This is a genomic window from Fundidesulfovibrio butyratiphilus, from assembly GCF_054657235.1.
Map to the genome: position 1 here is coordinate 237,904 of NZ_BAAHXA010000001.1, position 13,608 is coordinate 251,511.

The 13,608-nt window shown below is 61.6% G+C and carries 12 protein-coding genes; all 12 read right to left on the minus strand.

The window, feature by feature from the left end:
• Positions 1-141: 141 nt before the first annotated feature.
• On the minus strand, positions 142-1,590 hold the full coding sequence (locus ACYQ01_RS01125) for an outer membrane homotrimeric porin (RefSeq protein ID WP_459931994.1): 1,449 nt from the start codon (positions 1,588-1,590) through the stop codon (positions 142-144).
• A gap of 278 nt (positions 1,591-1,868) precedes the next feature.
• The gene (locus ACYQ01_RS01130) at positions 1,869-2,396 is read right to left on the minus strand and encodes a transposase (protein ID WP_459931995.1); all 528 of its coding nucleotides are present in this window, start codon (positions 2,394-2,396) and stop codon (positions 1,869-1,871) included.
• A gap of 430 nt (positions 2,397-2,826) precedes the next feature.
• Positions 2,827-4,428, minus strand: a complete 1,602-nt coding sequence (secD, locus tag ACYQ01_RS01135) for a protein translocase subunit SecD (protein ID WP_459931996.1) — start codon at positions 4,426-4,428, stop codon at positions 2,827-2,829.
• 257 nt (positions 4,429-4,685) lie between these two features.
• On the minus strand, positions 4,686-5,153 hold the full coding sequence (gene yajC, locus ACYQ01_RS01140) for a preprotein translocase subunit YajC (protein ID WP_459931997.1): 468 nt from the start codon (positions 5,151-5,153) through the stop codon (positions 4,686-4,688).
• A gap of 45 nt (positions 5,154-5,198) precedes the next feature.
• Positions 5,199-5,939 carry a GltB/FmdC/FwdC-like GXGXG domain-containing protein gene (locus ACYQ01_RS01145; RefSeq protein ID WP_459931998.1) on the minus strand — a complete coding sequence of 247 codons (741 nt, stop codon included), beginning with the start codon at positions 5,937-5,939 and terminating at the stop codon, positions 5,199-5,201.
• Between the two features lie 227 nt (positions 5,940-6,166).
• On the minus strand, positions 6,167-7,264 hold the full coding sequence (locus tag ACYQ01_RS01150) for a class II glutamine amidotransferase (RefSeq protein WP_459931999.1): 1,098 nt from the start codon (positions 7,262-7,264) through the stop codon (positions 6,167-6,169).
• 16 nt (positions 7,265-7,280) lie between these two features.
• Positions 7,281-8,570 carry an NAD(P)/FAD-dependent oxidoreductase gene (locus ACYQ01_RS01155; RefSeq protein ID WP_459932000.1) on the minus strand — a complete coding sequence of 430 codons (1,290 nt, stop codon included), beginning with the start codon at positions 8,568-8,570 and terminating at the stop codon, positions 7,281-7,283.
• 13 nt (positions 8,571-8,583) lie between these two features.
• The gene (locus tag ACYQ01_RS01160; protein ID WP_459932001.1) at positions 8,584-9,036 is read right to left on the minus strand and encodes a 4Fe-4S dicluster domain-containing protein; all 453 of its coding nucleotides are present in this window, start codon (positions 9,034-9,036) and stop codon (positions 8,584-8,586) included.
• 5 nt (positions 9,037-9,041) lie between these two features.
• The gene (locus tag ACYQ01_RS01165) at positions 9,042-10,565 is read right to left on the minus strand and encodes a glutamate synthase-related protein (protein ID WP_459932002.1); all 1,524 of its coding nucleotides are present in this window, start codon (positions 10,563-10,565) and stop codon (positions 9,042-9,044) included.
• A gap of 602 nt (positions 10,566-11,167) precedes the next feature.
• Positions 11,168-11,446 (minus strand): EF-hand domain-containing protein, encoded by a 279-nt coding sequence (locus ACYQ01_RS01170; RefSeq protein WP_459932003.1) that lies wholly within the window; start codon positions 11,444-11,446, stop codon positions 11,168-11,170.
• 96 nt (positions 11,447-11,542) lie between these two features.
• On the minus strand, positions 11,543-12,778 hold the full coding sequence (locus ACYQ01_RS01175) for a multidrug effflux MFS transporter (protein ID WP_459932004.1): 1,236 nt from the start codon (positions 12,776-12,778) through the stop codon (positions 11,543-11,545).
• A 71-nt stretch (positions 12,779-12,849) separates the two neighbouring features.
• On the minus strand, positions 12,850-13,524 hold the full coding sequence (locus tag ACYQ01_RS01180; RefSeq protein ID WP_459932005.1) for a class I SAM-dependent methyltransferase: 675 nt from the start codon (positions 13,522-13,524) through the stop codon (positions 12,850-12,852).
• Between the last annotated feature and the right edge of the window lie 84 nt (positions 13,525-13,608).

Sequence of the window (13,608 nt, forward strand, 5' to 3'; positions counted from 1 at the left end):
GGCGGCGCGAAACCGTCCCTGGCCGTTTGGCGTTTTCGATCCGACAGTATGCGCGGCGCGCACGCGTCTCAAGGCAATCACCGGTTTCCTGAAAATCGTGATTGAAAGAGCCGGAGCCCGATCCCGGACCCCGGCTTCGCCTTAGAACTTGTACTTGAAGCCGAAAGCCACCTTGATCGGGTCGCAATCGCCTGCCTTGTTCACGAAACGTCGTCCCCAGATGGACTTTTGGAACTCGCCATGGGCCCAGCCCATCTCCACGATGGCGGCGAGGTTTTCATAGATGGTGTACTGATGGTCCAGGTTGACGGCCACGACATATTCGTTTTCAGCCAAGTCGGAGCCCATCTGCACGTAGTTGCCCACGCCCAGCAAGGCGTTGGCCTTGCGCAGGGACGAGGCGCTGTTCACGCCCCTGGAGTAGGAAACCGTCAACCGATGGGAGAGATCCTTGATGAAACTGATCTTGTTCAGGCTTGCGGCAAGGCCCCAGGACCCCACGGGATCGAGCCCCATATATCCGGCGCCGAAGGTATGGCCGCCGTCCAGCAGGAAGGAGCCGCTTGGCGACCAGCCCTGTCGGATGGTGGGCATGCGTTCGGAGCCGTCGGACAGGGAAGAATCCTCGCCCGAGGAGTACCAGAAGGTCATCTGCGGAGTGAGCAGGTCGAATCCGGTATATTCGGCGGCCACGTCGAAAAAGTAGCCGCGCCGCGCGTTGGCCTGCCGGTCGTCGCCGGCCCCGGAGCCGTAGATGAAGTCCGCGTAAAACTTGAAGGGATCAAGTGCCGTCAGCGAAGCGCTGAGTCCGGCCCACCAGTACAGGTTCTGGGCGTTTCGCATGGCCGACGGGTTGGCGGCCGCGTTGGCCGAGAGCATGCTGGTGGAGAGTCGCTGGGCCGTGATCTTTGGTCCGGTGCCCATGGGCGTGGTAAAGTTCGTATCTCGTCCCACCACGCTGACCAGTCCCCAAGGGACGGCCTTGAATCCGTCCAGGGTGACGGGAACGGAGAGATAATAGCCGTCGAGATCGCCGGCCAACTGCGTGGTGGTGTCTTCGAACAGAGTCGTCGCCGCCACCATGCGGGTAAAGCCTCCGACGACCTGGACCTGGTCCGTGGCCGGGATGCTGAAGAGCGCCGCCGCCGAACGGGACTTGCCGAAGACCGGACTGCCCGACAGCATGGGGCTGGATATGGGCAGGGACCAGTCCTGCATGCCGATGCTGAATTCGGCCTGGGTGCCGGGCCATTTGAACTGCAGGAAGCACTGTTCCACGTCTATGGCCACGGCCGGATTGTCCACCGTGAAGGTGTTGTTGCCCCAGGCCTTGTTGTAGACTCGCGTGCTCAGACGAAACTTGAGGTTTTCGTTGGCGATGAAGTCGGTGCGCAACCGAAAGCGCTGCCAAATGACGAACGGGTCCGCCGACTTTTTCCCGTTGGCGTTCCACCCGGTATAATTCAATTGGTTGAAATAGTTCCCCCATATTTGCGCGTCACCGGTCATTTTCACGGTCGTCGCCGCCTGGGCCGCGCCAGCCAACAAGGCGACAATACATACCGCGCTCAACATGATTTTTCCTCGCATGCATCTCCTCCCGTCTGTTTTTCTTGGAAAAATACTTCCGGGGGAAAGCAAGGGGCGTTCCATTTTCAAAACGGATTTCGCTTCCGATGCGAAAGCGCGTTGAACGGGAAAGGACAATCCGCAATTAACGGGGAAATCGCATGCACGACTGGAAAAAAACGCATGCGATCCCGGGGAGATGCCCGGACGGCGCGACGCGGACAAAGGCCCTGGCGTCGGGCTGTTTGCGGCGTGCGTTTGGAGTGAAAGGAGGTGTTTTCTTCTGAAATGAGAGGAGGCTACAACACATCGCAAAGGGGATCCGGTCTGCCCGCGTTCGTCTTGCCCCGCCGCATTTCTTTGCAGGGCATCCACATCCGCACGTGACGCGCGGCCCTCCCCCGCTTGCCCACAGGCCGTGACACCTCGGCTTCGGCGCGGTGGGGCAGGACGCTCCATTTCCAGGCAATGCCTTCCATCTCGTCGCTTTCGGCCAACCCGGCATTCCATACGGCCTGAAAAAAACCTTGTCGCAACCAGGCTCGATAGTAGCGATGCACGGAACTGGGGCTTCCGTAACGTTCCTTGGGCAGGGCTTTCCAAGGGCATCCCGTGCGCAGAACGTAGAGAATGGCTTCCAAGACCAGACGTTGCGACAGCGGTTTTCGCCCCGCCCCGGGCTTGCGCGTGTATTGGCGCTCACCGCTTCGGTCCGCACATGGTATGAGGGGGAAAATTGTGTTCCAAAACTCTTCTGAGAGAGAGGACGTGTGTTTTGTAACCATGTAATTCATTCCTTGGACAAGGATAAAAAAGAAAAATCGCATGGTCAACAATTTACGGATACTTTTATTGCTAGAAAATATGATGAGAAGTACTTTTGAGACATGTTCTCACGGTTATAAATATTTTCGTGTTTATTCAAAATTGGACTTTGTATCGTCCATTATTGTCAAACACTGTACAGAAATCGCTCCGTATGCACCGCTCGCCGTCTCTTGAGCAGGCGGCGAAGAAAGCACGGGGAACGGTCGATCTGCCGAGAGCGATTTCACACCAAAAAAGCCCTCCGGGGGGGGGCTCGGCGTGATGATACGCTTTGAAAAGAGAGACTCAGAGTCGCTGACGGGGGGGCCGCCCTACTCCAGGCGGCGTTTTGGTACGGGAATGTTGCCGGGCGTTGAAGAGGACGTCAGGAAGCCTTTCCAGGCCCTCCGCGAGGGAGGGCCCGGAAAGGGCGCGAGCGTTGTGTCGGGATCAGATGGAAAGTCTGGCCGCGGCCGGCTTGTTGCGCATGTAGAGGTCCATCAGGGCGTGGGAGACGAAGATGGCCGTGAACATGGAGGCCACGATGCCGAGAATGAGCGTCACCGCGAACCCTTTGATGGGCCCGGTGCCGAATTGGTAGAGCACCACGGCGGCGATGATGGTGGTGATGTTGGCGTCGAAGATGGTCAGGGTGGCGCGCTTGAATCCTTCGCGGATGGAAGTTGTTGCGGGCAGGCCCAGCCGTATTTCTTCTCGGATGCGCTCGAACACAATGACGTTGGCGTCCACGGACATGCCGATGGTCAAGATGATGCCCGCTATGCCCGGCAGCGTAAGCGTGGCCCCGAAAGCGGCCAGGCCGGCGATGATGAGCACCAGGTTGAGACACAGGGCCAGGTCGGCCACGAAACCCGAGAAGCGGTAGTAGGACAGCATGAAGAGCACGATGAGCACGCCGGCCACAACGGCGCTCATGACACCCTTTTCGATGGATTCCTGCCCCAAGGAGGGACCCACGGTGCGCTGTTCCATGATGACCACGGGCGCGGGCAGGGAGCCGGCCCTCAGGACCACGGCCAGGTCGCGGGCTTCGACCTTGGTGAAGTGGCCGGTGATTTGGGCGCGTCCGCCTCCGATCTTGTCCTGGATGACGGGAGCGGAATAGACCTTTCCGTCCAGGATGATGGCCATGCGCTTTTTGATGTTATCACCGGTGACGCGTTCGAAGACCTTGGCGCCCCGGTCGGTGAATTTCAGGCCGACATAGGCCTGGTTTGTCTGCTGGTCGAAATTCATGTGGGCGTCGGCGATGGTGTCGCCGGTCATGACCGCCGCGCTTTTGAGCAGGATGGGCCGTTCGGAGACCGAGCCGTCCGGGTTGGTGTGGCGCAGCATGGCGAACTCGCGTCCGGGAGGCACCACGCCTTTTTGCAGCTTGGACACATCGGTTTCGTCGTCCACGATCTTGAATTCGAGATGGGCGGTCTTGCCGATGATCTGGATGGCGCGATCCGGATCGGAAAGTCCGGGCAACTGCACCTGGATGCGGTCGCCGGCCTTGCGGATGTCGGGCTCGGCCACGCCGAATTCATCGATACGGTTGCGAATGGTCTTGACGGCTTGGTCCACCGTCATATCGGAAACCCATTTGCGATACTGCGGGGTGAAGGAAACCGTGTACTTCATGCGGCCTTCGTTCTGGGCCTCGGTTCTGTCCACCTGGAGTTTGGAATTCTGCTTGGAAAGGATCTCCTCGAATTCCCCGCGTTTTTCGGGCCGGGGCATGATGAATTCCAAACGTTTTCCGTCGATGAGGTTGAAGCGGATGAGGGGAATGTCCTTGTCCTGCGCCAGGGACTTGAGGTCCTGTCCGGCCTGGGAAAGGGCATTGGCCAAGGCCTTGTCCAGCTCGACGCCCAGGGTCAGATGGATGCCGCCCTTGAGGTCCAAACCGAGATTGACCTGATTGTCCGGCAAAAATTTGCCCAAGGCGGACTGCTTGACGCCGCCAATCGAGGGCAACATGTAGTACACGCCCAGAAACGCCACCACGGCGACGATGACCAAGCGCCAACGCAAGTTCAAGAACATGCCAGCTCCTTACTCGTGTGATCTCCCAGTCGGGGCGGCGCGAAAACGGTCTGTGCGACCGCCGGAGCTTTTCGCTCGCATCGTGCGCCAAGGTCGCCCGAAAGTCGTGCGTCCGGCCCCGGTAATATACGCAACCGGAAAGCAACACAAGGACACCCGGGGAAATCTCGTCCCACACGGTCCCCGTTCGTGCGCAAAGGGGGAAAGCGTGTCGCGCTTTCCCCCTTTGCATGAAAAAAACCGGTTCAAAACAGGAATTATTTTTCTTCGCCCGTAGCGGCCGCCTTGGGCTCTTCCTTGTTCGTTTCTTTCACTTCGGGCTTGACGTCGATGGTCTTGGTTTCGGCGGCGGTCTTCTTGTCGCCCTTCTTGCCGGACTTCTTGTCCCCCTTTCGGCTAGAAGCGGGAGACGTCTCGGGACCGGCGATGTAGGAACGCAGCACGGTAATGACCACCCCGTTGGCGATCTCGACATCCACCTTGTCGTCGCGCATGGCCTGGATGACGCCCACGATGCCGCCGCCCGTGATCACCCGGTCTCCGCGTTTGAGGTTGTTGAGCATTTCGCGCAGATCTTTCTGTTTTTTCTGCTGGGGTCTGATGAGCAGAAAATAGAAAATCACGAACATCAAGATGAGCGGAATAAAGCTCATCAATCCGTTCTGGCCCGCATCGGCGCCCTGGGGGGCCTGGCCCATGGCGTAGGCCATGCTGGTCAAAAACATGGGTTGCCTCCGTATGAGAGTGCTTGCTGGAACGCGAACCCGGCTCTACGCCGCCACGTACAGGTTTCCGTAAGGGCGATGCGAGAAAGGCTTCACGCGTTGGAAGGGTTCGGCCAAAACCGTCTGCAAGTCAACCCCGAATTCCTCGCAGAACTGGGCGCAGTTGGCCTTGATGAGCTCCATATCGGCTTCGTCGGTGGGCTCGGTCTTGAGATTGGGTCCCAGCTGCTCCACCGGAACCCCGCCGCGAACGTAGATCACGCCGCCGTGCATTCCCGTGCCCATGCTGCGCCCGGTGATGGGGGCGGAGGGCTTGCCCGAGAACATGCCCAGCAGGATGATGGCCCCTCCGGCCATGTATTCGCCCAGGAAATCGCCGGCCTTGCCGCCGATGACCAGGACGGGAAATTTTTCCTTGTAGGCCTTCATATGGATGCCCACGCGGTAGCCCACATCGCCCTTGATGAGGATCTTGCCTCCGCGCATGGCGTAGCCCACCACGTCGCCGGCCATGCCGTTGACCACCACCAAGCCGTCGTCCATGGTGTTGCCCACGCCGTCCTGGGCGTTGCCTTCCACGCGGATGCGCGGACCGCGCATGAAGGCGGCCATATCCTGTCCCGGAACGCCCCGAACAAGGATGTTGATGTCGCCGTCCAGGGCGTCGCCGATGTAGCGTTGGCCGCGGACGTTGATGATCTCGAAATTTTTTTCACCGGCAGCCACCAGGGCGCGGATGTTCTTGTTGAGCTCGCGGTAGTAGATGTTGTTGGCGTCAAGCAGCATGTCGGCGTCCTTCTGGTCGGGGAGCCCTAAGACCAGAGGCGAAGCCCCTGGACCCCATCGGGGGGAAGGATTCCCCCCCGAACCCCCTCAGTTCGGGTTTTTGGCCCACCGGCTACTCTGCCGGTAGGCGTCTCAAACCAAGATAACGTTTTTTGGAAGGGGGTTCGGGGGAAACCTTTTGTGTTCACAAAAGGTTTCCCCCGTTCTCTTCTCTCTTCCCTACTTCTTCACGCGTCCAGGGGGACGATGACCGGCTCGCCGGCTTTGGGCGCCCAGACGCTATCCAATTCGGGGCAAACGTCGCGGATGGCGCCTTCCTCGCTGGACATGAACACATTGTCGCCGCGTTCGGCCACCAGCAGGGGGCGCAGCTTGATGCGGTCGTTCAGGCCCATGAGGCACTTCCCGTCCGAAACCAGGATGGCGAAGGGGCCGTTGAGCAGCGCGCCGCCGTAGACCATGCGCAGGGCGGTGAAGGCCTTTTTCTGCTCTTCGGGCATGCGGTCGATCTCGTCCCAGAACGGCGGGGCGAAAACCCAACTGCACATGCGAAGCGACAGGCCGTGCTTGCGCACGAGCAGGTCGAGTTCGTAGGCCACGACCTCGGTGTCGGTCATGAGGGTGCATTCGTAATCGTGTTCGCACAGGTAGCGGCGGTTGATGCCGTAAGAGCTGATCTCGCCGTTGTGCACGATGGACCAGTCGAGCAGCGTGAAGGGGTGCGCGCCGCCCCACCAGCCGGGGGTGTTGGTGGGAAAACGGTTGTGGCCGGTCCAGATGTAGGCCTTGTATTCGTCCAGACGAAAGAACTCCGCGATGTCCTCGGGAAAGCCCACGCCCTTGAAGGCGCCCATGTTCTTGCCGGAGGAGAACACGAAGGCCGGAGTCTTCTTGTTGATGTGCATGACCACGGCCACCATGTAGTCGGATTCGGCGTAGTCGCGCCACTGGGGACGGTCTTGTCCCATCTTGGGGGTGAGGAAGTAGCGCCAGACGATGGGCGGATTCTTCACGGCCAGGGTGGACCGGGTGGGGATGGGCTCGCTGTGGAGCACCACCGCGAACTGGGACAGGATTTCCTCGGCCTGCTTGAGCCCGGACTGGGTATCGCTCATGAGGTGGAAGGCGTACTTGTCGGCCATGTCCGGATAGATGCCGTAGGCCGCGAAGCCGCCGCCCAGGCCGTTGCCGCGGTCGTGCATGGAGCACATGGCCCTGATGGGCATGTCGCCGCCAATGAGCTCGCGCTTGGTGTTGATCACACCGAAAACGCCGCATCCGGAGATGTCTTTTTCGAAGTCGTAAAATCTTTCTGGGGCCTTCATGGGCTCACACGTCTCCTTACACGGTCTCTTTCGCGCCGACCGGGTTGAACTGCTCGTCGAAGAAGTCCTGCGGCCATTGCAGGATCGAGGGCTGGCCCTTGATGAGCTTGGCCTTGACGTCCTCGTCCAGGACGAACTTGAAACGAATGAAGCCGGAGTAGAGACCGGCCGTGTCGATGTCGCCCACCAGCACATAGCCCACCAGGCGGTTGTCCTTGAAGACGAGCTTGCGGTAGGTCTGACGTTCTTCGTCCAGGGTTTCGGACAGCTCGACCTCGCCGTCGGCCGGGGTGGGGTTGACCATGCCCACGGAGACCGTGGGTAGCCCGTAGAAGGCGATGGAGTTCATGGCCAGGCCGCCGGAATAGATGTCGTCGGTCCCGGTCATGGACTTGCCCGCATGGAAGCCCTGGTTGAAGGCGTTGGGCCAGATGGGCACCACGCGGTTGATTCCCTGGATCATGTCGCCGGCCTGGGCCACGTCGCCGGCGGCGAAGACGTCCGGGTCGCTGGTGCGCAGGGACTTGTCCACCAGGATGCCCCGGTCGACCTTGATGCCGGCGGCCTTGGCCAGATCGTAGGCCGGCACCACGCCGATGGCGATGACCACGGCTTGGCAGGGCAGGAAGGCGCCGTCCTTCAGGGTGACGCCGGTGATGGCGCCGGACGCGTCGCGTTTGATCTCGGTGGCCTGGGTGGAGCAATGCACCGCGATGCCGACCTCGGCCAGCCGCTTGGACACCAGGTTTCCGGCCTTGTCGTCAAAGGCCGCGGAGAGCACGCGGGGGGCCAACTCCACAATGGCGACCTTCACGCCCCGGTCGTGCAGGGCCTCGGCGGCCTTGAGGCCGATGAGGCCGCCGCCCACGACGACGACGTTCTTGCAGGTCTTGGCCACGTCGATCAGGGTGTTGGCGTGGACCAGGGTGGTGAAGCTGTAGACGCCGGGGCCGTCCTTGCCCGGCAGGGGCGGGCTGAAGGGCACGCCGCCGGTGGCCAGGAGCAGCTTGTCGTAGGAGACGGTCTCGCCCGAGGCGCAGGTAACGGTCTTGGCCTTGGGGTCGATGGCGGTCACCTTGTCGCCCAGGCGCATGGTCACGTTGTTTTTGTCGTAGAAGGAGGCCGGACGCAGGGGCATACGTTCCGGTCCGATCTTGCCGGCCAGCAGGTAGGAAATGAGGGGGCGTCCGTAGGTGGGGGTCGCCTCCTCGCTGACGACGAGGATTTCGCCGTCCTTGTCCACCTTGCGGATGCCTTCGATGGCTCCCACGCTGGACACGCCGTTGCCCACTATCACGTATTTCATCGATATGCTCCGCTTAGTCTTTGCCGCGATCTTCAAAGATCAGGGCCGCGTTGGGGCAGGCTTCCACGCAGGCGGGCTGGTCGCGATCCGCGCACAGGTCGCACTTGACGATCTTTTCCTTGAACGGATGGCGGGCGATGGCCCCGAAAGGACAAGCCATGAGGCACGACCAGCAGCCCACGCACTGCTCCTCGTTGTATTCGCAGCGTCCGGTCTCGGGATTTTTGGTGAGCGCCCCGGAGATGCAGGCGGCCACGCAGGCCGGCTCTTCGCAATGGCGGCAGGAGAGGGCCACGCACACGGGGCCGTCCTGGGTCAGGTGGCGTCTGGGGGTCAGTCCGTCCTGGGCTTTTTCCACGTTGTGGGCCAGGATGATGTCCTTGGACTTGGAATGCGCGGTGATACAGGCCACCTCGCACAGCCGGCAGCCGATGCACACCTCGCGGTTGGGGTAGATTTTCTTCATGATGCTTACCTTCCGGCGGGCTTGACGCCCAGAGTGTCCAATTCGACCTGATTCAGGCCCACCGCGCGCAGCTTGTCGCGGTTGCCCCGCAGGGACTCGATGGAGTTGAGACCCATGCCGCCGAGCATTTCTTCGATTTCATGGGACCAGGCTCGCACGAGGTTGGCCATCTTCTGGGCGGCGATATCGGGGTTCTGGCGCTTGGCCAGGTAGGGGTCGTTGGTGGCGATGCCCCAGGGGCACTTGCCGGTGTAGCAGCGCGCGCACAGGGTGCAGCCCACGGCCAGAAGGGCCGCCGTGGCGATGTAGACCGCGTCCGCGCCCAGGGCGATGGCCTTGATCACGTCGGCGGAGCAGCGGGTGCCGCCGGCGCACACGATGGAGGCCTGATTGCGAATGCCTTCGTCGCGCAGGCGCTGGTCCACCGCGGCCAGGGCCAGTTCGATGGGGATGCCCACGTTGTCGCGGATCATGCCGGGCGCCGCGCCCGTGCCGCCGCGAATGCCGTCGATGGCCACGATGTCCGCGCCGGCGCGCACGATGCCCGAGGCGATGGCGGCCACGTTGTGCACGGCCGCGATCTTGACCGAAACCGGCACGCGGTAGTCGCTGGCTTCCTTGAGGGCGAAGATGAGCTGATGCAGGTCTTCAATGGAATAGATGTCGTGATGCGGCGCGGGGGAAATGGCGTCCGAGCCCAGCGGCACCATGCGGGTTTCGCTCACCTTGGCGTTGATCTTTTCGCCGGGAAGGTGACCGCCGATGCCGGGCTTGGCGCCCTGGCCGATCTTGATCTCGATGGCCGCGCCGGCGTTCAGGTAGTCGCGGTGCACGCCGAAGCGTCCCGAGGCCACCTGCACGATGGTGTTGGGGCCGTATTTATACAGGCTCTGGTGCAGGCCGCCTTCACCGGTATTGTAGTAGGTGCCCAGTTCGGTGGCGGCGCGCGCCATGGCGATGTGCAAATTGAAGTTGATGGACCCGAAGCTCATGGCCGAGAACATGATGGGCGTGTTGAGCTTGATGTTGGGGGTCAGCTGGGTCTTGAGGGAAGGCCCGTCCGCCGTCTGCTCGAATTCAAGCTTGTTGGGCTTGGCGCCCAGGTAGGTGCGCAGTTCCATCGGCTCGCGCAGGGGGTCGATGGAGGGGTTGGTCACCTGGCTGGCGTCGAGCAGGAGTCTGTCCCAGTACACGGGCAAGGCGGTGGGGTTGCCCATGCCGGTGAGCAGAACGCCTCCCGAATCGGCCTGTTTATAGATGTTCTTGAGGAACACCGGCCTCCACAGCGCGTTCTCTTTGAACTGGGAGGGCTTTTCTTGAATGAGCAGGGCCTGTGTGGGGCAAAACGCCTCGCACCGGTGGCAGCCGATGCATTTGGTGTTGTCGTGGCGCACGCACTGGCGGTTTTCGTCCCAGTAGTGCACGCCGTAGGAACATTGGCGCACGCACACCTGGCAATTGATACAGGCTTCCTTGTCCCGAACGACGAAAAAGTCGTGATAATTCTTGTTTATGGGAGCGAAGGCCAAGGCTGTCACCTCTTTCGGATCGGTTTGTACGGGGATTTATCGGCTCCGATGGTGCGGAAGATCCCGGCCTGGACCCCCCTGCCCGGTCCTGGCCGCCTGTCCCTGGCACGGTATCCAGGGGGAAAAACGGGAAGGGGAGGATGAGAAAATCTCACAATTCCGTCAAGTGAAAAATTTGGCGTCCACTTGCCGAAAATGGAGAAAATCCGCCCCTGTGGCGGCTTGCCGGATGGTTTCCCGCAAGAAGACCGAGGGAGGAACGTCGGGTTCTGGCGTGCAAGTCGCGTCTGGAACTTCATAAGTCGTCTTCACCCCATCGTCAACACCTCAATAAAATTCGCCAAAATTCTCAGTGGTTGCATGTCTTTCCGCCCAAAACCGAGGAAATGAGGGACGCGCGCGGCTTGGAGAACAGGCGAGGAAAGGGGAAGAGAAAAAGAGGAGTCGGAGGTGGAGCCGTTTCCTGAACGGCGCAGCGCCCCCTCCGCCCCATTTTCCTGATAAGGTGTAAGAATTTTAACTGGATATGTTCAAAAAGGCGCCCCGCTCCACGGGGCATGGGCAAGAACCGGGCCGTCGAAACCCCGCATGCATCTTGCGGCTCAGTTCGTTTGGGCGGCGGTTTTGCGTTCAGCCCGCTTGGCTTTGGCGAACGTTTGCCATTCGGCCACACTCAGCGTGCCGTCGTGGTTGGCGTCGGCCTGCTTGAACATGTCGTCGGTGAATTTGGGAAAGCGCTTCTGCACTTCCCCCTTGGAGAGCGAGCCGCTCTTGTCCGTGTCCATGCGATCGAAAAGGGGATGATTCTCCAGGGACTGGGCCATGCCGGCCGTGGCGGAAAAGACCGACAGAACGAAACAGAGAAACAGAACGTTGCGCATCGCAAGACCCTCCGGTGTGTTGTGTCGTCCGGCAAAGCCGCCGAACGTTACCGGGCAGTCGCCAAGGGTCTTCCGAGCGTTACGGCGGGCGGCGGATCAGCCCGAAATCGCGCGTTCGCGGGCGCGACCGCCCTTCCCGCTTCCTCCCAGAAGCTGCACGGCGGTTCCGATCACGGCGCAGGAGCAGATCAGCCCGGCCAGCGGGTAGGCCGTATCGTTGTGCAGAAGGCTGACCAGGGCGCTGGCCAGCCCGGCCAGGCAGAATTGCAGAACGCCGATGATGGTGGAGGCGTTGCCCGCGTTGCGGCCGCTGGCCTCCATGGCCAGCGCGGTGGAGTTGGCCCCGATGATCGGGACCAGGGCCAGGGTGGAAAACAGGGACAGAAGAAAAAGCGGCAGGTTGGTCGTGTCGGCCACGGCCAACAGGGTTGCGGCCAAGCAGCATTCCAGCAGCAGTGCGGCGCGCAGCAGGACCACGGTGCGAAAACGGCGCAACAGCAGCACGTTGATCTGGCCGGTCACGATCATGCCGGCGGCGTTGAGGGCGAAAAGCAGGCCGTAGCGACCGGGGGAGACGCCGTGCAGGTGCATCAGGACGAAGGGTGACCCGCTGATGAACGCAAACAGGGAGGACAGCGCCACGCCGCCGGAAAGGGTCGGCACGATGAAGTCGCGCCGCACCATGAGCGCCATGAGGACCCGCCAGAGGCGTCCCAGCCCGAGCCTTGTCCGGCGCGATTCGGGCAGCGTTTCGGGCAGTCCGAAGGTTGTCAGAGCCAGGCAGAACAGGCCGAACCCCGTGAGAAAGACCAGGATCCACCGCCACGAGGCAAAGGTCATGATCAGGCTGCCCAACACGGGAGCCAGAATCGGCCCGACCCCTTGCACGAGCATCATAAGGGAGAACACCCGCGCGGCTTCCTGTCCCTGGAACAGGTCGCGCACCACGGCCCGGCCGATGATCATGCCGGCGCAGCCTCCCACGGCTTGGAGAAAGCGCAGGCCGATGAACATGTTCATGTTCCCGGTCAGAAGCTCCAGGGCCGAGGCCAGGGTGAAGAGGGAGATGCCGAAAAGCAGTGGCGCGCGTCGCCCCAGCCGGTCGCTCAAGGGGCCATAAAAGAACTGGCCCACGGCCAGCCCGAAAAAGAAGGTGGAAAGCGTGAGTTGGGCCTGTGCGTCGTTGGTGTGAAAGCTGCGGGCCAAGGCCGGAAGGCCGGAAAGGTACATGTCCGTGGCGAAGGGCGCAAACGCGGTGAGCAGACCCAGAATGACCACCACGGCGGCCTTGCGCGGAGTGCGCTTCAAACGGGAAGGCGAGGAATTCGGCATGGGGATTCGACTCTCGATAGCCCGGTCGCGCTCGGACCAAGGCCAGGGTGAAGGGAGGGCGGGCCGCTGTGCTACTTCAAGGCGCAGAAGCCGGCCTGCATTCTAGAGACCCACAGCACTTCGACGGTTGCAAAGCCGGCGCGGCGCAGGAGCTGGAGGTGGTCTTCGATCCCGATGGGAAAGTAGCGTACCCCGAACCTTCCGATATGGGCTTCGGCTTGTTCAGGGCTTTTTCCGCCCGCTATCTGGTAGCGTTTCCATTGCTCCAGAAAAGCCCCCTGCCCCGCCCCGGCGCTGCGCCGAATGTTTTCGAAGGTCACGTACGCGCCCCCGGCGCGCAACATGCGCCGGCAATTGGCCGTGGCCTTTCGCCGCGCGTCTTGGTCCAGATAGTGATGGACCTGAATGGCCGTGATCACGTCCAGACTGTCGGAGGCCAGGTCCAGGTCCTGCGTGGGAGCCGGTACGAACTCCACCACGGGGTTTGGGCCAAGCTTGCTTCTGGCCGTGTCCAACATGGCTTGCGAAGGATCGGCCAGCACGAGCCGGACGCCGGGGAAAGCCGCCAGAACCTTGTTGGCCATGGACCCGGTGCCGCAGCCCGTGTCCAGCCACGTGTTCGGCTCCGGGACCACGGTACGCACAAAGTCCAGGGCCTCTTCGTGGAAAAGGCCGTAGTACGGGATCGTTTTGGCGATCGCGTCATCATATTCGCTGGCGCTGTGCGAGGAGGCGTTGTCGGACATGGCGTGTTTTGCGGGAGAGAAGGCCGGTCTTGCTGCTGTTTTTTTTCGGTTCTTGTGTTCAGGCCGTGCTCGTGCGACGCATCG